General features: G+C 60.7%; 19 protein-coding genes. 12 read left to right on the top strand and 7 right to left on the bottom strand.

From position 1 onward, the window contains the following. The first annotated feature begins 84 nt into the window (after window positions 1-84). Both phaC and PS14A_RS01245 read left to right on the top strand, forming a co-directional pair. Window positions 85-1,767 carry a class II poly(R)-hydroxyalkanoic acid synthase gene (gene phaC / locus PS14A_RS01250; RefSeq protein WP_212615104.1) on the top strand — a complete coding sequence of 561 codons (1,683 nt, stop codon included), beginning with the start codon at window positions 85-87 and terminating at the stop codon, window positions 1,765-1,767. Window positions 1,768-1,797: 30 nt separating this feature from the next. After that, window positions 1,798-2,418, top strand: coding sequence for a TetR/AcrR family transcriptional regulator (locus PS14A_RS01245; protein ID WP_212615103.1), 621 nt, complete (start codon window positions 1,798-1,800; stop codon window positions 2,416-2,418). Between the two features lie 143 nt (window positions 2,419-2,561). On the opposite strand, the gene PS14A_RS01240 is transcribed toward PS14A_RS01245, so the two are convergent. The 3 genes from PS14A_RS01240 to PS14A_RS01230 all read right to left on the bottom strand — a co-directional run bounded on the left by PS14A_RS01240 (window position 2,562) and on the right by PS14A_RS01230 (window position 4,430). Then, window positions 2,562-3,491, bottom strand: coding sequence for a phasin family protein (locus PS14A_RS01240; RefSeq protein ID WP_212615102.1), 930 nt, complete (start codon window positions 3,489-3,491; stop codon window positions 2,562-2,564). 10 nt (window positions 3,492-3,501) lie between these two features. After that, window positions 3,502-3,924, bottom strand: a complete 423-nt coding sequence (locus PS14A_RS01235; RefSeq protein WP_016772067.1) for a phasin family protein — start codon at window positions 3,922-3,924, stop codon at window positions 3,502-3,504. 230 nt (window positions 3,925-4,154) lie between these two features. After that, a complete protein-coding gene (locus PS14A_RS01230) occupies window positions 4,155-4,430 on the bottom strand; it encodes a polyhydroxyalkanoic acid system family protein (protein ID WP_016772068.1) in 276 nt (91 codons plus the stop codon). A 154-nt stretch (window positions 4,431-4,584) separates the two neighbouring features. Here PS14A_RS01230 and ubiE point away from each other — a divergent pair, with 154 nt between their 5' ends. The 10 genes from ubiE (at window position 4,585) to PS14A_RS01180 (ending at window position 12,855) form a co-directional block, all read left to right on the top strand. After that, window positions 4,585-5,355 (top strand): bifunctional demethylmenaquinone methyltransferase/2-methoxy-6-polyprenyl-1,4-benzoquinol methylase UbiE, encoded by a 771-nt coding sequence (gene ubiE, locus PS14A_RS01225; protein WP_016772069.1) that lies wholly within the window; start codon window positions 4,585-4,587, stop codon window positions 5,353-5,355. Beyond that, window positions 5,355-5,978, top strand: coding sequence for an SCP2 domain-containing protein (locus PS14A_RS01220; RefSeq protein ID WP_212615101.1), 624 nt, complete (start codon window positions 5,355-5,357; stop codon window positions 5,976-5,978). The genes ubiE and PS14A_RS01220 overlap by 1 nt, the downstream gene beginning before the upstream one ends. Continuing rightward, window positions 5,975-7,579 (top strand): ubiquinone biosynthesis regulatory protein kinase UbiB, encoded by a 1,605-nt coding sequence (gene ubiB, locus PS14A_RS01215; RefSeq protein ID WP_130911787.1) that lies wholly within the window; start codon window positions 5,975-5,977, stop codon window positions 7,577-7,579. Before PS14A_RS01220 ends, ubiB begins: the two co-directional genes overlap by 4 nt. Window positions 7,580-7,699: 120 nt before the next feature. Beyond that, on the top strand, window positions 7,700-8,101 hold the full coding sequence (gene hisI / locus PS14A_RS01210) for a phosphoribosyl-AMP cyclohydrolase (protein WP_212615100.1): 402 nt from the start codon (window positions 7,700-7,702) through the stop codon (window positions 8,099-8,101). Further along, on the top strand, window positions 8,094-8,426 hold the full coding sequence (locus PS14A_RS01205; RefSeq protein ID WP_007909355.1) for a phosphoribosyl-ATP diphosphatase: 333 nt from the start codon (window positions 8,094-8,096) through the stop codon (window positions 8,424-8,426). The genes hisI and PS14A_RS01205 overlap by 8 nt, the downstream gene beginning before the upstream one ends. Window positions 8,427-8,451: 25 nt before the next feature. After that, window positions 8,452-8,733, top strand: coding sequence for a twin-arginine translocase TatA/TatE family subunit (locus tag PS14A_RS01200; RefSeq protein ID WP_073471591.1), 282 nt, complete (start codon window positions 8,452-8,454; stop codon window positions 8,731-8,733). A 10-nt stretch (window positions 8,734-8,743) separates the two neighbouring features. Beyond that, window positions 8,744-9,220: a Sec-independent protein translocase protein TatB gene (gene tatB, locus PS14A_RS01195; protein ID WP_212615099.1), complete on the top strand. Its 477-nt coding sequence runs from the start codon at window positions 8,744-8,746 to the stop codon at window positions 9,218-9,220. Continuing rightward, window positions 9,217-10,008: a twin-arginine translocase subunit TatC gene (tatC, locus tag PS14A_RS01190; protein WP_016772075.1), complete on the top strand. Its 792-nt coding sequence runs from the start codon at window positions 9,217-9,219 to the stop codon at window positions 10,006-10,008. Before tatB ends, tatC begins: the two co-directional genes overlap by 4 nt. Then, window positions 10,005-10,712, top strand: a complete 708-nt coding sequence (locus PS14A_RS01185; RefSeq protein WP_130911789.1) for a 16S rRNA (uracil(1498)-N(3))-methyltransferase — start codon at window positions 10,005-10,007, stop codon at window positions 10,710-10,712. The genes tatC and PS14A_RS01185 overlap by 4 nt, the downstream gene beginning before the upstream one ends. 226 nt (window positions 10,713-10,938) lie before the next feature. After that, complete coding sequence (locus PS14A_RS01180; RefSeq protein ID WP_212615098.1) at window positions 10,939-12,855, top strand: methyl-accepting chemotaxis protein; 1,917 nt, start codon at window positions 10,939-10,941, stop codon at window positions 12,853-12,855. A 250-nt stretch (window positions 12,856-13,105) separates the two neighbouring features. Here PS14A_RS01180 and mdoH read toward each other — a convergent pair whose 3' ends face one another. The 4 genes from mdoH to pip all read right to left on the bottom strand — a co-directional run bounded on the left by mdoH (window position 13,106) and on the right by pip (window position 19,206). After that, window positions 13,106-15,676 (bottom strand): glucans biosynthesis glucosyltransferase MdoH, encoded by a 2,571-nt coding sequence (mdoH, locus tag PS14A_RS01175; protein ID WP_212615097.1) that lies wholly within the window; start codon window positions 15,674-15,676, stop codon window positions 13,106-13,108. Beyond that, window positions 15,669-17,450 carry a glucan biosynthesis protein G gene (locus PS14A_RS01170; RefSeq protein WP_160768503.1) on the bottom strand — a complete coding sequence of 594 codons (1,782 nt, stop codon included), beginning with the start codon at window positions 17,448-17,450 and terminating at the stop codon, window positions 15,669-15,671. Before PS14A_RS01170 ends, mdoH begins: the two co-directional genes overlap by 8 nt. Before the next feature lie 350 nt (window positions 17,451-17,800). Further along, window positions 17,801-18,238, bottom strand: coding sequence for a D-aminoacyl-tRNA deacylase (gene dtd, locus PS14A_RS01165; protein WP_212615096.1), 438 nt, complete (start codon window positions 18,236-18,238; stop codon window positions 17,801-17,803). After that, window positions 18,235-19,206, bottom strand: a complete 972-nt coding sequence (pip, locus tag PS14A_RS01160; protein WP_073471584.1) for a prolyl aminopeptidase — start codon at window positions 19,204-19,206, stop codon at window positions 18,235-18,237. The genes dtd and pip overlap by 4 nt, the downstream gene beginning before the upstream one ends. Window positions 19,207-19,236 lie beyond the last annotated feature (30 nt).

Raw genomic sequence — 19,236 nt, 5'->3', positions numbered from 1 at the left:
CGCAGGCAGCAACCGGTAACAGCGTCTATGGTGTTCTGGTTCGGTGAGTGTGTTTTTGCCCTGAAAACGAAGGAGTGTTGAGTCATGCGCGAAAAACCAGCGACGGGCGTGGTGCCCAGCCCCGCCGTGTTTATCAACGCCCAAAGTGCGATCGCCGGTCTGCGTGGCAGGGATCTGCTGTCGACACTGCGCAGCGTCGCCGCCCACGGCTTGCGCAATCCGTTGCACAGCGCAAAGCATGCGCTGAAGCTTGGCGGACAGTTGGGGCGCGTGCTGCTCGGCGAAACCCTGCACCCGACCAATCCGCAAGACAGCCGCTTCGCCGATCCGGCGTGGAGCCTCAACCCGTTCTACCGGCGCAGCCTGCAGGCGTATCTGGCCTGGCAGAAACAGGTCAAGAGCTGGATCGATGAAGGCGACATGAGCCCTGAAGATCGTGCCCGTGCGCACTTCGCTTTCACCCTGCTCAATGACGCCGTGGCGCCCTCCAACACCCTGCTCAATCCGCTGGCGGTCAAGGAGCTGTTCAATTCCGGCGGGCAGAGTCTGGTGCGTGGCCTGAGCCATCTGTTCGATGATCTGTTGCACAACGACGGCCTGCCACGGCAAGTGACCAAGCAGGCGTTCGAGGTCGGCAAAACCGTAGCGACTACCACTGGGGCTGTGGTGTTTCGCAATGAAATGTTCGAGTTGATCCAGTACAAATCGATGAGCGAAAAGCAGTACGCCAAGCCCTTGCTGGTGGTGCCGCCGCAAATCAACAAGTACTACATTTTCGATCTGAGCCCGCAGAACAGCTTCGTCCAGTACGCCCTGAAAAACAGCCTGCAGACCTTCATGATCAGTTGGCGCAATCCTGATGTGCGCCATCGCGAGTGGGGCTTGTCGAGTTACGTCGAAGCGGTCGAAGAAGCGATGAATATCTGCCGGGCGATTACCGGCGCCCGCGAAGTCAACCTGATGGGCGCCTGCGCCGGCGGCCTGACCATCGCCGCCCTGCAAGGGCACTTGCAGGCCAAACGGCAACTGCGCCGGGTTGCCAGCGCGACCTATCTGGTCAGTCTGCTCGACAGCCAGATCGAAACTCCAGCGACGCTGTTTGCCGATGAACAAACACTGGAAGCGGCCAAGCGTCGCTCGTACCAGCGAGGCGTGCTCGACGGTCGCGACATGGCTAAGGTCTTCGCCTGGATGCGCCCCAACGATTTGATCTGGAGCTATTTCGTCAACAACTACCTGCTGGGCAAGGAGCCGCCAGCCTTCGACATCCTCTACTGGAACAACGACAACACGCGCCTGCCGGCGGCGCTGCACGGCGATCTGCTGGACTTCTTCAAGCACAACCCGCTGATCCACGCTGGCGGTCTCGAGGTGTGCGGTACGCCGATCGATCTGCAGAAGGTCAATGTCGACAGCTTCAGCGTCGCCGGCATGAACGACCACATCACGCCGTGGGACGCGGTGTATCGCTCGACCCTGCTGCTCGGTGGCGAGCGACGTTTCGTGCTGTCCAACAGCGGCCACGTGCAGAGCATCCTCAACCCGCCGAGCAATCCGAAAGCTGCCTACGTCGAAAACGCCAGACTGAGCAGTGACCCGCGTGCCTGGTACTACGATGCCAAACACGTCGACGGCAGCTGGTGGCCGCAGTGGCTGGAATGGGTCGCGCAGCGCTCCGGCGCCCTGAATGAGACTCGCACCACCCTCGGCAATCCGAACTATCCACCGATGGAAGCGGCACCCGGCACCTATGTGCATGTGCGCTGACGCTCAACCGAAATTTTCTAAGAAGACTGGATGAAAACCCGCGACCGGATTCTCGAATGTGCGCTGCAACTGTTCAACGAAAAGGGCGAACCGAACGTTTCCACCATGGAGGTGGCCAACGAAATGGGGATCAGCCCCGGCAATCTCTACTACCACTTCCACGGTAAGGAACCGCTGATTCTCGGCCTGTTCGAACGCTTCCAGCACGAACTCGCACCCCTGCTCGACCCGCCACCGGAGGTGGAACTGGCACCGGAGGATTACTGGCTGTTCTTGCATTTGATCGTCGAGCGACTGGCGCAGTACCGGTTCCTGTTCCAGGACCTGTCGAACCTCGCCGGCCGTTTGCCGAAACTGGCCAAGGGAATTCGCAATCTGCTCAATGCATTGAAGAGAACTCTGGCCTCTCTGTTGGCGCGTCTGAAGGCTTCGGGGCAACTGGTCAGCGATACCCAAGCCTTGGGGCAACTGGTCGAGCAGGTGACCATGACGCTGCTGTTCTCGCTGGATTACCAGCGGATTCTGGATCGTGAGGGTGAGGTCAGGTTGGTGGTTTATCAGATCATGATGCTGGTGGCGCCGCATTTGTTGCCGCCGGTGAAGGTGGCGACAGAGCGAATGGCGCTGCAATACCTTGAGGATCACGACTGACCCAAAATCAAAAGATCGCAGCCTTCGGCAGCTCCTACATTTGAAATGCGTTCCCTTGTAGGAGCTGCCGAAGGCTGCGATCTTTTGATCTTCAAAAAAACGCCCGACCTTCACAGGCCGGGCGTTTTTGATTTGCCCTGCAATCAGGACTGACTGGATGGCGTCGACGGTGTCGATGCTGCAGTCGGAGTAGCGGCTGCCGTAGGCGCCGCAGCGGAGTTTGCCGCGTTGGCCGGAGCTGTTGGAGCAGTCGATGGTGCGGCGGCCGGTTTCGGCGCAGCGGCTTTCGGCGCGGCCGGTTTTTTCACTGCAGGCTTTTTCGCCGCAGCCGGTTTGGCCGCAGGCTTCGCAGCGGGTTTGGCAGCAGCAGTTTTCGCTGCTGGCTTGGCCGCTGGTTTCGCTGCAGCTTTAGCCGCTGGTTTCGCTGCAGCTTTAGCCGCAGGTTTTGCTGCCGCTTTGGTTGCCGGTTTCGCAGCGGCCTTGGCGGCAACCGGTTTGGCTGCCGCTTTGGCCGCAGGCTTGGCGGCTGCCGTTTTGGCCGCAGCTTTCGCCACAGGTTTTGCCGCCGCTTTGGCCAGTGGCTTGGCTGCGGTTTTCGCCGCAGGTTTGGCCGCTGCAGTTTTAGTGGCAGGTTTCGCCGCAGCGGTTTTCGCCGCCACAGGCTGAGCTTTCAGACCGGTGAGTTTTTCGATCTGCTTGGTCAGCGTGTCGACCTTGGCGTTGAGCGCCTTGACCTCATTGCGGCTCGGCACACCCAGGCGCGAAATCGCGCTGTTCAGGCGCTTGTCGAACGCGCCTTCCAGCTCGTCCCACTTGCCCATGGCGCGGTCTTTCACGCCGCTGATGCGCGACTTGGCCGAGGAGGTCGAGTCCTCGACTTTCTTGCCGACGGCAGTCTTGGTGAGCTTCTCGGCTTTCTCGCCGTCTTTGACCAATGCATCGAAGAGTTTGCTGCCGTCAGTGTCGATCTTCGAGTACACGCCTAAACCAGCCAGCCAGATTTTGCGGGAGTAGGACTCGACCTTCCCGACCCACGAGCTGCTTTCTTTATCGGTGTTCTTTTTGCCAGCCATCCCGTTCTCCTTAAGATTTTCGCGCGACGCGTTCGAGCAATGCCGTCAGCTCATCGAGCTTAGCAGAGAGTGCCTCAACGTCATGTTTAGACGGAATGCCGATCCGATTCAAGGCGCTGGCCACACGGTTGTCGAAGGCCTTCTCGACCTTGTCGAGCTGAACTTCAACGCGACCCTTGAACGAGCTGACCTGCGTGGCCGCGTCGTCGATCTCGGCGTTGGCCGCGAGGAGTTTTTCGCTGACGGCCTTTTTGCCTTTCTTTTCAACGGTTTGACCGGCGGCCACGAGCTCCTGAAAGTACTCGCTGCCCTCCTGGCCGACCTTGGTGTAGGCGCCCAGGCCTGCCAGCCAGATCTTGCGGGCATAGGATTTGACGTCGCTCAGAGTGGAAGTCGGAGCGTCGATTTTTTTCTTCAAAATGACTTTGGCCATGGTGCACCTCACGCGCAGAAGGTTTGAGGAACTGCCGGACGAGTGTCGGGCTCAAGCACAAAGTAGGCAGAAAAATTAGAAAGGGCACCCTAACCAGCGGGAGCAACACAAAACAAATGTGGGAGCGAGCCTGCTCGCGAATGCGGTTTGTCAGTCACGGATAATTTGACTGAAAGACCGCTTTCGCGAGCAGGCTCGCTCCCACAGGGGACTGGATTTCAATCTGGAAATCAGGCCAGGGCTTTGTCGAGGGCCTTCTCTATCTCGGCTTTGATCATGCCGCTCATGGCCGACATCATCAGGCCCAGTTCGACGTCGACCCTGATCGAGTCGTCCGCCACATGCACTTCGCCTTTCACGCCCGAGCGCTTGAGGTTCAGGGTGTCGCCCGACCATTGCGGCTCCAGGCCGTATTGTTCATTGAGCTTTTTGGCCAGTTTGTCGGCCTTTTCGCGGGCGGCGTCCTTGCCCAGGGTGTGGGCGCGCTCAACACTGATTTTGGCCATGGAATGACTCCTGATGATTGAATGGCTGACGTTGAATCTTGACCGCATCTGCGGCAAATCGTCCCGAAGGTTGCCCATCTTACCTTTAGCCATTCCAAGACAAAGCATGGCTTGGGGATTAGAATGTCGCGCATTCTCTTTTGGTGACAGCGATATGACTGATCAGCGCAAAGGCAGCGATGCCGAACCCACCACTCACTTCGGCTTCAAAAACGTTCCGGAAAGCCAGAAAGCGGAAAAAGTCGCTGAGGTTTTCCATTCCGTAGCCGCGAAATACGACCTGATGAACGACCTTCTGTCGGGCGGCATGCACCGTCTGTGGAAGCGTTTCGCGATCGAGCTTTCCGGCGTGCGCAGCGGCAACCGCGTGCTCGACATCGCCGGTGGCACCGGCGACCTGACCCGCAAGTTCTCGAACCTCGTCGGCCCGACCGGCCAGGTCGTGCTGGCCGACATCAACGAGTCGATGCTCAAGGTCGGCCGTGATCGTCTGCTCGATCTGGGCGTTGCCGGCAACGTCGAATTCGTCCAGGCCGACGCGGAAAAACTGCCGTTCCCGGACAACCATTTCGACTGCGTGACCATCGCCTTCGGCCTGCGCAACGTGACGCACAAAGAGGACGCGCTGCGTTCGATGCTGCGCGTGCTCAAGCCCGGCGGACGCCTGCTGGTACTGGAATTCTCCAAGCCGACCAACGCGCTGATGTCGAAAGCCTACGACGCCTACTCGTTCGCCTTCATGCCGCTGATGGGCAAGCTGATCACCAACGATTCGGAAAGCTATCGCTACCTGGCCGAGTCGATCCGCATGCACCCGAATCAGGAAACCCTGAAGTCGATGATGGTCGAGGCCGGTTTCGACCGCGTGACCTATCACAACATGACCGCAGGCATCGTCGCCCTGCACCGCGGCATCAAACCCTGATGTTGCTCACCGGGCTGCTCGCCAGCGTCGAACTCGGCCTCAACCGGGTGCTGCGTCTCGACAGCACGGCGCTGCCGCGCCTGGCGCATTTGACCGGCAAGGTGATTGCCGTCGACTGCCGCAGCCCGGGGCTGCAACTGTTCATCCTGCCCAGCGACGAAGGCCTGATGCTGGCTGCGCAGTGGGCAGCGGACGTCGATTGCACGTTGCGTGCACCGGCCTCGAGCCTGGTGAAACTGGCCCTGAGCAAAGACAAGACCGCCGTGCTGCACGCACCGGAAGTCGAGCTCGATGGCGACAGCGGTGTGTTGCTGGAACTGGCCGGCGTGCTGCAGGATCTTGAGCTGGACTGGGAGTACGAACTCTCGCGCTGGCTCGGGCCGGTCGCCACGCAATTGCTCGGCGGCCATCTGCGCAGCCGCGCGCGCTGGTATCAACAAGGATTTGCCAGCCTCAACCAGAATCTTGCCGAATACCTCGCCGAAGAATCGCGCACCCTTGTCGGGCAACGCGAAGCGGAAGCGCGGTTCAGCGAACTGGACCGGATCAAACTTGATCTGGAACGACTCGAGGCGCGTTTCGAGCGCCTTTCCCGATCCCTCGACCCAAGCGATAACGCATGAAGCTGCTTGCCGTCCGCCGTCTGTTGCGCATCCAGCGCGTCGTGATCCGCTACCGCCTCGATGACCTGCTCTTCGATCTGCCACTGCCCTGGTTCCTTCTGGCCGTGCGCTTTTTGCTGCCGTGGCGCTGGCTGCCGCGCAAGCCGCTGGAGCTCAACCGTGGCGCGCGCTTGCGTCTGGCGTTGCAGGATCTGGGGCCGATCTTCATCAAGTTCGGGCAGATCCTTTCGACCCGCCGCGACCTGTTGCCGGAAGACATCGCCGATGAGCTGATGCTGCTGCAGGACCGCGTGCCGCCGTTCGATTCGCAGGTGTCGATCAAGCTGATCGAAGAACAGCTGGGCAAGAAAATCAGCGAAGTGTTCAGCCGTTTCGACGTCGCACCGCTGGCCTCGGCCTCGGTAGCGCAGGTGCATGCGGCGCAGCTCAAAAGCGGCGAAGAAGTGGTGGTGAAGGTCATTCGCCCGGGTCTGAAGCCGATCATCGCGCAGGATCTGGCATGGCTGTTCATCCTCGCCCGCGCGGCGGAAAAATTCTCCGCTGATGCGCGCCTGCTGCACCCGGTCGACGTGGTGCAGGATTACGAAAAGACCATTTACGACGAACTCGATCTGTTGCGCGAGGCGGCCAACGCCAGCCAGTTGCGCCGCAACTTCGAAGGCTCGCAGCTGCTTTATGTACCGCAAGTCTATTGGGACTGGTGCCGGCCGAAAGTGCTGGTGATGGAGCGCATCTACGGGATTCAGGTCACCGACCTGGCGACCCTCGCCGACCAGCGCACCGACATGAAAATGCTCGCCGAGCGCGGCGTGGAGATTTTCTTCACTCAGGTGTTCCGCGACAGTTTCTTCCACGCCGACATGCACCCGGGCAACATCTTCGTCAGCACGGTCAATCCGTGGAGCCCGCAGTACATTGCGATCGACTGCGGCATCGTCGGCAGCCTGACCCCGGAAGACCAGGATTATCTGGCACGCAACCTGTTCGCGTTCTTCAAGCGCGACTACCGCCGTGTGGCGCAGTTGCACATCGATTCGGGCTGGGTGCCGGCGGAAACCAAACTCAACGAATTCGAAGCGGCGATCCGTACGGTGTGCGAACCGATCTTCGAAAAACCGTTAAAAGATATTTCATTTGGCCAGGTGCTGATGCGTCTGTTCCAGACCGCTCGCCGTTTCAACATGGAAGTGCAGCCGCAACTGGTGCTGTTGCAGAAGACCCTGCTGAACATCGAAGGCCTCGGTCGTCAGCTGTATCCGGATCTGGATCTGTGGAACACCGCGCAGCCGTTTCTCGAGCGCTGGATGCGCGAACGCGTCAGCCCGAAAGCCTTGCTGGGCAACGTGCAGAGCCAGCTGGAGCAGATTCCGCACCTGTCGAACATGGCTCGCGATCTGCTCGAACGCATGTCGCAACCTCACGCCAAAGACCCACCGCCGCCGTGGCGCAAACGCAAGGACGACTGGTTCCTGCGCCTGCTCGGCTGCGCGCATCTGGCCGGCGGCGCGATCCTCGCAGCGGGTGGTCCGTTGACCGAGTGGTCGCACTGGCCCGCCGGAATCATGATCGCGGTCGGTTTGTATCTGGTCGTTCGCCGATAGCACGAATCAGCTGCAAGTTATAAGCTGCCAGCTGCAAGCTTGACGACACCGGAACACCGCAACCTGCTTTTACTTGCAGCTTGAAGCTTGAAACTCGAAGCTGCTTTTCAGGAATTGAAGATGAAAAACTGGCTGGACGAGATCAAGTGGGATGCTGACGGCCTGGTGCCGGCGATTGCCCAGGATCACAAGACCGGGCGCGTATTGATGATGGCCTGGATGAACCGCGAAGCGCTCGAACTGACCGCTGCGGAGAATCGTGCAATCTACTGGTCACGTTCCCGTGGCAAGCTGTGGCGCAAGGGCGAAGAGTCCAGCCATGTGCAGACCCTGCATGAGATGCGCCTGGACTGTGACGCCGACGTGATCATTCTGATGGTTGAACAGATCGGCGACATCGCCTGCCACACCGGCCGTCAAAGCTGCTTTTACCGGGTCTTCGAAAACGGCGACTGGAAAACGGTCGACCCGGTACTGAAAGATCCGCACGCTATCTATTCCGCAGGACACACACATGAGTGACACCCTCACCCGTCTGGCCGAAGTGCTCGAAGAGCGCAAAGGCGCAGCCGCCGACAGCTCGTATGTCGCCAGCCTGTATCACAAGGGGCTGAACAAGATTCTGGAGAAAGTCGGCGAAGAGTCGGTCGAAACCATTATTGCCGCCAAGGATGCCGCCATCAGCGGCGATTGCAGTGATGTGATCTACGAGACCGCCGACCTGTGGTTCCACAGCATGGTCATGCTCGCCCAACTGGGGCAGCATCCGCAGGCCGTGCTGGATGAACTGGACCGTCGCTTCGGCCTGTCCGGACACGTCGAGAAAGCCTCGCGTCCGTCCGCCTGAACAACTTTTAGAGAGGAATCGCCACATGGGCATTTTTGACTGGAAACACTGGGTCGTCATTCTGATTGTCGTGGTGCTGGTATTCGGTACCAAGAAACTGAAAAACCTCGGCACCGACGTTGGCGAGTCGATCAAGGGCTTTCGCAAAGCCATGAACGACGATGAAAAACCGGCCGAACCAAACGTGACCCCGCCGGCCCAGCCTGTGCCACCGGTGCAGCCGCAGACCACCGCTCAGGCCAACCCGCCGCACACCATCGACGTGCAGGCGCAGAAAGTCGAAGAGCCGATTCGCAAAGACGTGTGAGCACTGACTAATGTTTGGTATCAGCTTCTCTGAACTGCTGCTCGTCGGCCTCGTCGCCCTGCTGGTGCTCGGCCCCGAGCGTCTGCCGGGCGCTGCGCGCACCGCCGGTCTGTGGGTCGGCCGTCTGAAGCGCAGCTTCAACGCCATCAAACAGGAAGTTGAACGTGAAATCGGTGCCGACGAGATCCGTCGGCAACTGCACAACGAACATATTCTGTCGCTGGAGCAAGAGGCGCGGAAGATTTTCAATCCGAACCAGCAGGAGCCGAAGCCGGTCGAGCCTGTGGGCGAGCAGACGATTCACAGCGCTGCCGCTCCCACTGCACCTGCACCTGCACCTGCACCTGCACCTGCACCTGCACCTGTTGTAACACCGCCAGGACCGGCGCCGGTTACCACAGACACATCGGTTGAACACGTAGCGCCCTCCGCCGCGCCGACTACACCAGCGCCTCAAGACCCTACACTGCCGCCGCGAGCCCCATGAGCGATCTTCCGGAAAACGACCAGCACATGCCGCTGGTTTCGCACCTCACCGAGTTGCGCACCCGCCTGCTGCGTTGCGTGGCGGCGATCTTCATTATCTTTGCCGGGCTGTTTGCGTTTACCCAGCAGATCTACACCTTCGTCTCGACGCCGCTGCGCCAGTACCTGCCGGTCGGCGCGACGATGATCGCCACAGACGTGTCGTCGCCGTTCCTGACGCCGCTGAAGCTGACGATGATGGTTTCGCTGTTCCTCGCGATTCCGGTGATCCTGCATCAGATCTGGGGCTTTATCGCGCCAGGCCTGTACAAGCATGAAAAACGCGTCGCGGTGCCGCTGCTGATCTCCAGCATTCTGCTGTTCTACATCGGCATGGCGTTCGCCTATTACTTCGTTTTTCCGCTGATCTTCAAGTTCTTCGCCGCTGCCACCCCGGCGGGCGTGGAAATGATGACCGACATCGCCAGCTACCTCGATTTCGTCATGACGCTGTTCTTCGCCTTCGGCGTGGCGTTCGAGATTCCGGTGGCGGTGGTGTTGCTGGTGTGGATCGGCGTGGTCGACGTCAAATACCTGAAGAAGATTCGCCCGTACGTGATCATCGGCTGCTTCGTGGTCGGCATGATCCTCACCCCGCCGGACATCTTCTCGCAGACCCTGCTGGCTGTGCCGATGTGGATGCTGTTCGAGATCGGCATTCTCTTCGGCGCGCTGGTCAGCAAGCGCGAACGCCCGGACGAAACGCCGGCCGACGACCACAACGACCAGCCGCCAGCGACCCAGGCATGAACCTGCTGCTGCTCGAAGAGGCCGACTTCATTGCGGCCGACCGCGTGATCCTGCGCGACCGGCGCCTTACGCACATGCAGGAAGTGCATCGTTCGGAAGTCGGCGACAGCCTGCGTGTGGGGCGCATCAACGAGTTGATGGGTTCGGCCGAGTTGCTGCGTCTGGAAGCCGGCGAAGCGGAGCTGCGCGTCAACCTCGATCAGCCGCCGCCGGCCAAACTGCCGCTGACCCTGGTGCTGGCCCTGCCCCGGCCGAAAATGCTCCGCCGCGTGTTCCAGACCGTCGCGACCATGGGTGTGGCCAAGGTGATTCTGGTCAACAGCTATCGCGTCGAAAAAAGCTTCTGGCAGACGCCGTTTCTGGAGCCGGAAGCGATTCGTGAGCAGTTGATTCTTGGCCTCGAACAGGCTCGCGATACGGTGCTGCCAGAGATCGTCATCGAAAAGCGCTTCAAGCCTTTTGTTGAAGATCGCTTGCCGGCGATCGCCGAGGGCACACTAGGCCTGGTCGGCCACCCCGGCAACTTCCCGCCCTGCCCGCGCGCCCTGAGCGAACCGGTGACCCTGGCCATCGGCCCCGAGGGTGGCTGGATTCCCTACGAAATCGATCTGCTGGCCAAATCCGGCCTGCAACCGGTGCAACTGGGCGAGCGCATCCTGCGCGTCGAAACCGCCGTCACCGCCCTGCTTGCACGCCTGTTCTAGCGCGACAGCGGTCCTTGTAGGAGCTGTCGAGTGCAACGAGGCTGCGATCCTTTGACCTTGTTTTTTTAGAAGCAAAATCAAAAGATCGCAGCCTCGTTGCACTCGTCAGCTCCTACAGGCTCCTACAAGCTCCTATGGGGCGCAGACAAGTGGCGTTACAGATTGCCATCACCCAGCCGATACAACCCCTATAAGTCCAATTTAGTGGTCCGAAGGGAGTGGTCGCATGTACCGTTGGTTAGCCGAGAGTCTTGGAAACGTCAGCGTCAAACGCAAGCTGGGCATCGGTTTCGGCCTGGTGCTGTTGCTCACGCTGTTGATCACTTTCACTGGCTGGACCGGCATGAGCGGCATCATCAGCCGTGGCGACAAGCTTGGCTTCATTTCCAGCCTCAACGAGCTGACCAAAGACCTGCGCCTGGCGCGCATGGACTACGACATGCGTCGTGGCGAACAGGGTCCGGGCGCGGTCAATGAATTGCTCAGCAAACTCGAAAGCGGTCTGCAATCGGCACGCGGCATGATCGAGCAGCCGTCAGATGTGGCGATGGTCGATCAACAACTTGCTGCGGTTGCCGAATACAAACGCGCCTTTGGCGAAATGACCCAGGCCACGGTGCAGCGTGAAGACGCGCGCAGCAAGCTTGGCGCCAACGCTGACAACGCGGTAGCCAAGGTCGGCGAAGTTGAAAGTGCGCTGCTGCAAGGCGACAGCGTCGCGCAATACAACGCAGTGATCGAAATGAGCAAATTGCTCCAGCAAGCGCGCTATCAAGTGCGCGGCTACACCTACAGCGGCAAGGCCGATGCCGAGCAACCGGCGCTGACCGCCATCGACAACGCCCTGAAAAACCTCGAAAGCCTGCCGACCCGAGTGCCAGAGCAGCACATCGCCAACCTGCAGCAGGCCACCGACTCGCTCAAGGCCTATCGCGCCGCCGTCGCTCAGTTCCGCGATTCACAGGTCAAGAACACCGCCGCACTGGCCAACATGTCGGCTCAGGGCGACATCCTGATCGCGGCCAGCAAGAAGCTCACTGAATCGCAAACCGTGGTGCGCGACACCGATGCTGCCCATGCCAAGAACATGCTGCTGGTCGCCACTGCGCTGGCACTGGCCTTCGGTCTGATTGCGGCTTGGGCGATCACTCGGCAAATCATCATTCCGCTGACCCAGACCCTGAAAGTCGCCGAGCGCGTGGCCGCCGGCGACCTGACCCACAACCTGGTTTCCCTGCGTCGCGATGAACTCGGTCAATTGCAGCGCTCGATGCAAAGCATGACCCAGGGCCTTCGCGAGTTGATCGGCGGTATCAGCGACGGCGTCACGCAGATCGCCAGCGCCGCTGAAGAGCTTTCGGCGGTGACTGAGCAGACCAGCGCCGGGGTCAACAATCAGAAGGTCGAGACCGATCAGGTCGCCACCGCCATGAACGAAATGGCCGCTACCGTGCAGGAAGTCGCACGCAACGCTGAAGAAGCTTCCGAGGCCGCTGTCGCCGCTGATCAACAGGCCCGTGAAGGCGACAAGGTCGTCGGCGAAGCGATCGCGCAGATCGAGCGTCTGGCGCTTGAGGTCGGCCATTCCACAGAAGCCATGGGCGAGCTCAAGCGCGAAAGCGACAAGATCGGCAGCGTCCTCGACGTCATCAAGTCGGTCGCCCAGCAAACCAACCTGCTGGCCCTCAACGCGGCCATCGAAGCCGCGCGTGCCGGGGAAGCCGGACGTGGTTTCGCCGTGGTTGCCGATGAAGTGCGCAGCCTCGCCCAGCGCACGCAGAAGTCCACCGAAGAGATCGAAGAGCTGATCGTCGGCCTGCAAAACGGCACCCAGCAAGTGGCGACGATCATGGACAACAGCCGCAGCCTTACCGACAGCAGCGTCGAACTGACTCGGCGTGCGGGTGGTTCGCTGGAAAGCATCACCCGCACCGTGTCGGCGATCCAGGCGATGAACCAGCAGATCGCCGCAGCCGCCGAGCAGCAGAGCGCCGTGGCCGAAGAGATCAATCGCAGCGTGCTGAACGTTCGCGACGTGTCCGATCAGACCTCGGCGGCGAGTGAGGAGACTGCCGCATCCAGCGTTGAACTGGCGCGACTGGGCACGCATCTGCAGATGCTGGTAGGCCGTTTCAAAGTCTGAGTTGATGCACAACCTCGGTTCGCCTGTAACCGAGGTGATGCCATTCGCGAGCAGGCTCGCTCCCACAGGGAAACGCATTCCAAGGTGGGAGCGAGCCTGCTCGCGAAGGCAGCGGCGCGGTTTGCGCGTCGTAGGTAACGGGCGCGCCAATTTGGCGACGGATGCTATGCACTGGTTTTAGGCTTTTTCCGGATTTGTTCGCAAATCAGCGGACATAAAAAAACCCCGCTGAATCAGCGGGGTTTTCTCATCAGGCCGGCTGAGCCTGCAAGCTCACCGGTCGCAGCGGCAGCAACGGCGCATGCGGATCGGCTTTCACCGAGGCGCGCCAGGCGTCCAGCCACTCGGCGTGACCTTCGGCCCAGACCTGCTCATGCAGACGTGCCAGTGCTACAGGGTCGCTGAGCAGTTGCAGACGATCATGGTTGTTCAGCCCCGCCGGGCCGACCTTGATCGCGTGACGCACACGTTCCTGGCGCAGCCACTCGATCGGCTCGGCCTGGCCGTGACGCGAGGTCGCCAGCGAGCACGCCAGGGCGTTCTGCTGTGGATCGACCACGGCGCGGACGAAGCCGTCGTTGAGGGCGTGATAACGGTTCTCGTGGGTGTACTGATCGGTTGCCAGCAAGGCCTGTGGCGGATTGTATTCCTCGGGGATGAGGAACAGGCTCTCGTCACGGGTCTTCAGGCCCAGGCCGACACGGCTGGAGATCACCGATACCGGGATCGACAGCATCAGCGAACCGACGATCGGCACCAGCCACCAGAGGAAGCTCGGGTTCAGCCAGATCACCAGCAGCGCCCACAAGAAGCCCAGCAACGTCTGCGGACCGTGGCGCTTGACCGCTTCGCTCCACGGCGTCGAGTCGTCGTCACGCTGCGGCGAGTTCCAGGTCGCGGCCCAGCCGAGGAACGCGGCGAGGACGAAGCGGGTGTGGAAAATCATCCGCACCGGCGCCAGCAGCATGGAGAACAGCATCTCCAGCAGCATCGACAGGGTCACCTTGAACTTGCCGCCGAACTCTTTCGCGCCCTTGGCCCAGATCAGGATGATGCTCAACAGCTTCGGCAGGAACAGCAGCACGATGGTCGTCGAGAACAGCGCGATGGCCTTGTCCGGGTGCCATTGTGGCCACAGCGGATAGAGCTGGCGCGGTTCGAGGAAGTACTGCGGCTCCATCAGCGTGTTCACCGCCAGCAGCGCGGTCGACAACACCAGGAAGAAGAACCACAACGGCGCCGATAGGTAGGACATCACGCCAGTGAGGAACACCGCGCGGTGCACCGGGTGCATGCCCTTGACCAGGAACAGGCGGAAGTTCATCAGATTGCCATGGCACCAGCGCCGGTCACGCTTGAGTTCGTCGAGCAGGTTCGGCGGCAGCTCTTCGTAACTGCCCGGCAAATCGTAGGCAATCCACACGCCCCAACCGGCACGGCGCATCAGCGCAGCTTCGACGAAGTCGTGGGAAAGGATCGCACCGGAAAACGCGCCCTTGCCCGGCAACGGCGCGAGGGCGCAGTGGTCGATGAACGGCTTCATGCGAATGATCGCGTTGTGACCCCAGTAGTGGGATTCACCCAACTGCCAGAAGTGCAGACCGGCAGTGAACAGCGGGCCATACACGCGGGTCGCAAACTGCTGCATGCGCGCATACAGGGTGTCCATGCCCGAGGCACGCGGCGCGGTCTGGATGATCCCGGCGTCCGGCGTGGCTTCCATCAGACGTACCAGACTGGTCAGGCACTCGCCGCTCATCACCGAGTCGGCGTCGAGCACGACCATGTACTTATAGTCACCACCCCAACGACGGCAGAAGTCGTCGAGGTTGCCGCTCTTGCGTTTCACACGACGGCGACGACGGCGATAGAAGATCTTGCCGAAGCCCTTGGCTTCACGGCAGACATCCAGCCAGGCCTGCTGCTCGGCGACGCAGATATCGGTGTCGTTACTGTCGCTGAGGACGAAGAAGTCGAAGCGATCCAGATCACCGGTGGCGGCGACCGATTCGAACGTAGCACGCAGACCGGCAAATACGCGCGGCACGTCTTCGTTGCAGATCGGCATCACCAACGCAGTACGCGCATCTTTGGGAATAGGCTCGTTACCGGCGCTTTTCCCGGAGATACGGTATTTATCGTGGCCGGTGAGCAACTCGAGGAAGCCCATCAGCGCGGTCCAGAAACCGGCCGATACCCAGCAGAAGAGAATCCCGAACAGAATCAGGATGCTGGTTTGCAGCGCGTACGGCAGCACTTGCGTGGCGGTTTGCAGCAGCGGCTGATGCAGGACTTCATCGAGATCGACGAACGACCAGCCCTGGTACGGCATGATGCCTTTCATGTACCAGCCGGCGACGATGGTCTGGCCGAGCATCAGCAGCAACAGGATGTAGCGACGGATCGAGCCGACGGTGCGCCAACGGGCGGCCGGCAGGACGTTGGCGTCCTTCGGCGGCTGCGGCGGGTTGGTGCGCCCGGTCAGACGGCGCCAGCCACGCACCAGGATATTGGTGCGCCATGGCTCCGGCACGACCTTGGTGCGGCGGATCGGTGGAGTGGCCTTGAGGCTGACCCGACCACTGGCGTCGAGCACCAGCATTTCCGCTTCGGCCAGTTCTTCGGCAGTGCTCAAGGTCAGACGCTTGCCCACCGAAGCCTGGGCGGCTTCGGCAGGGGCGTCGAATGTCGAGGACGACAGGCGTTCATGCAGCTCGCTGAACGACTGGCAACCCGCGAGTTCCGCGCGTTGCTCGTCGGTCATCGGCAGATGCGCCAGATACTCGGACAAAGTCTCTGGCTGTACTTGTGAGTTACTCATCGGCAGGCAACTGATAGCTCCAGGTCTCGGTCAGGACTTCTTCAGTCGGCGCCGATTCCGGTGTGGCTGGGGCCGCGTCGGCAGCGACTGGCTGCTTGGCGTCTTTGTTGGCCTTGTCCTTGGCGTCGGCTGCAGGCTTGGCTTCAGCCTGTTTGGCTTCGGCGGCCTTGGCTTCCTTGTCGAGTTTTTCCTGTTGCTTGGCGGCAACCTTGTCGGCCTTGGCGACCGACGAATTGGACGCCGGCACCGATTTGCCCAGATCTGCGGTGACTACCGGCTGAACCAGGGCGGCGCGCATCTCGGTCGCTTTGCTCGGATCCTTGATCTTCATCCGCAGGGTCAAACGCCAACCCTTGGTTTCCGGGTTGTAGCGCACGCTGTTCTCGACCAGTTCGGCGTTGTCACCGACGCTGACCTGACTGCGCACGTCGGCATCCGGCGTCAGGGCCGCCAGCGACGGGCCTTCGAAGTCGACCAGATAGGCCACGCTGCCATCGGGCTGACGGATCAGGTTCGATTGCTTGACGTCACCGGTCGAACGCAGGGTTTGCGCAACCCAGGCGCTGTCCGGCGCGTGGAGTGCTGCTTCGTCCATGGTCCAGTGCATGCGGTAGGCGAAGTCCAGCGGCTGGCCTGGCTCCGGCATTTTTTCCGGGCTCCAGAACGCAACGATGTTGTCGTTGGTTTCGTCAGCGGTCGGAATCTCTACCAGATCGACAGTACCCTTGCCCCACTCGCCCTTCGGCTCGATCCAGGCGCTTGGGCGCTTGTCGTAGCGGTCGTCGAGGTCTTCGTAGTGGCTGAAGTCACGGCCACGCTGCAGCAGACCGAAACCACGCGGGTTCTCGACGCTGAAGTTGCTCACAGCCAGGTGTTTCGGGTTGTTCAGTGGACGCCAGATCCACTCGCCGTTGCCGGCATGGATCGACAGACCGCTGGAGTCGTGCAGTTCACGACGGTAGTTGAGTACTTTCGACGGCTGGTTGGCGCCGAACAGGAACATGCTGGTCAGCGGCGCGATACCCAGTTTGCCGACCTTGTCACGCAGGAACATCTGCGCCTTGACGTCGACGATGGTGTCGCTGCCCGGACGCAGGATCAGACGGTAGGCACCGGTGGCGCGCGGTGAATCGAGCAGAGCAAAGATCACCAGGTGTTTGTCGCCCGGCTTGGGCTGCTGAATCCAGAACTCGCGGAAACGCGGGAACTCTTCACCCGACGGCAGCGCAGTATCGATCGCCAGACCACGGGCCGACAGACCGTAGGTGTGGCCCTTGCCGACGACGCGGAAGTAGCTCGCGCCGAGCATGGTCATGATCTCGTCTTGCTTGTCGGCCTTGTTGATCGGATACAGCACACGGAAACCGGCGTAGCCCAGTTGCTCGGTGGCTTTCGGATCGAATTTCAGATCGCCGAAATCGAAGCGGCTCGGATCGTATTTGATTTCCGAGACAGTGTTTGCGGTGATTTCGTTGATTTTCACCGGCGTATCGAAATGCATACCCTGGTGATAGAAGGAGAGTTTGAACGGCGTCTTCTGATCGGCCCACTCAGCCTTTTCGGTGAGGAAGCGGATCTTCTGGTAGTCCGCGAACTTCATTTCGCGGAATTCGTTCGGCAGGTTGCTGCGCGGGGCTTCGAACTTCTGCCCGGCCAGCTCTTTGGCCTTGGCCGATACGTCGTCAAGATTGAACGCCCAAAGCTGACCGGCGCTGAGCAGGCACAGGAGCGCCGAACCCGCTACCAGAGCACTTCGCATGCGTTTGGCAGACATTTTTGCTGCATTACAGGGACTAACAATCACGAGCAACCCTCGCCGAAAACAGATCAATAAACCAACGGCCAGATGAAGTGCCTTTAGGGTTTTCGGCAATGAAAAACCGACCTTTCAGGGCACCCTTGCCAAGTTGGCGAGCATTGTTCCGACTCCGCCGGGGCAAAATGATTCCCCAATCGGATCCAGACAAGTCTCTACCTAAGTCAAAACGGATCAACGAATGTCGATCCCCGCAGCGCGCGATTATCTAGTAGCCCGGATGACAACGCATCAGGGGTAACAAAGTATTTATCGCGAAAACAGCCTAAAAACAGTCGAAATTTCCGAAAAAGGTGTTTCAGGCACTGTCAGGTCTGTAACAGGAAGGTTACCGGGCCATCGTTGACCAGGTGCACCTGCATATCGGCGCCGAATCTACCTGATGCCACAGTGCCATGCACCTGTTTCGCCTGACTCAATAAATAGTCGAACAATTCTTCACCCAGCGCCGGCGGTGCAGCCGTGGAAAAGCTCGGACGCAGGCCGCTTTTGGTGTCGGCGGCGAGGGTGAACTGAGAGACCAGCAGCAACCCGCCACCCACATCCGCCAAGGACAGATTCATATTGCCCTCGGCGTCACTGAATACCCGATAGTTAAGCAGCTTATGCAGAAGTTTGTCGGCGCTGGTACGCGTGTCGTCGGGTTCTACCGCCACCAGCACCAGCAAACCCTGATCGACCGCGCCGACTACCTCGCCGGCGACCTCTACCCGCGCACCACGTACGCGTTGCAACAGCGCCTTCATGCTTCTTCGAGCGGCAGGTCGAGCAGGCGCTGGGCCATTTTGCTCGCGGCGCGCACCAGCGCATCGGTGATGCCCGGCTCGGATGCGGCGTGGCCGGCGTCGCGGATCACCTGCAATTCGCTGTTGGGCCAGGCCTGGTGCAATTCCCAGGCGTTGTCGAGCGGGCAGATCACGTCGTAGCGACCGTGAATGATCACGCCGGGCAGATGAGCGATCTTGCCCATGTCGCGGATCAACTGGTTCGGCTCAAGGAAGGCATTGTTGGTGAAGTAGTGGCATTCGATCCGCGCGATCGACAGCGCGCGTTGCGGCTCGGAGAAACGATCGACCACCAGCGGGTTCGGCCGCAGGGTCGCGGTGCGCCCTTCCCAGGTCGACCACGCCTTCGCCGCATGCATCTGGGCGATCTGATCGTTGCCGGTCAGGCGTTTGTGGAAAGCGTTGAGCAGGTCGTCGCGCTCGTCCAGCGGGATCGGCGCGATGTAGTCCTGCCAGTAATCGGGGAACAGACGGCTGGCGCCGGCCTGATAGAACCATTCGATTTCCTGCGGACGGCAGAGAAAGATCCCGCGCAGAATCAGGCCATGCACCCGCTCCGGGTGGGTTTGCGCGTAGGCCAGCGCCAGGGTCGAACCCCAGGAGCCGCCGAACAACACCCATTTTTCAATGCCCAGGTGTTTGCGGATGCGCTCAAGGTCTTCGACCAGATCCCAGGTGGTGTTGTTTTCCAGGCTGGCGTGCGGCGTCGAGCGACCGCAGCCGCGCTGGTCGAAGGTGACGATGCGATACAGATTCGGATCGAAATAGCGTCGGCTCTGGGCGTCGCAGCCGGCGCCGGGGCCACCGTGGATGAACACCACCGGTAAACCCTCCGGCGAGCCGCTTTCATCGACGTACAGCGTATGGGTGTCATCGACAGCCAGATCATGCCGGGCGTGGGGTTTGATCTGCGGAAACAAAGTCTGCATTGCGCGCTCCGTAAGGGGTCGAGGTCATCC

This window comes from Pseudomonas sp. 14A (assembly GCF_018132745.1).
Classification (GTDB): domain Bacteria; phylum Pseudomonadota; class Gammaproteobacteria; order Pseudomonadales; family Pseudomonadaceae; genus Aquipseudomonas; species Aquipseudomonas mercuritolerans.
Note: the sequence above shows the minus strand (reverse complement) of the source record. Positions and strands in the feature narration are given on the sequence as shown.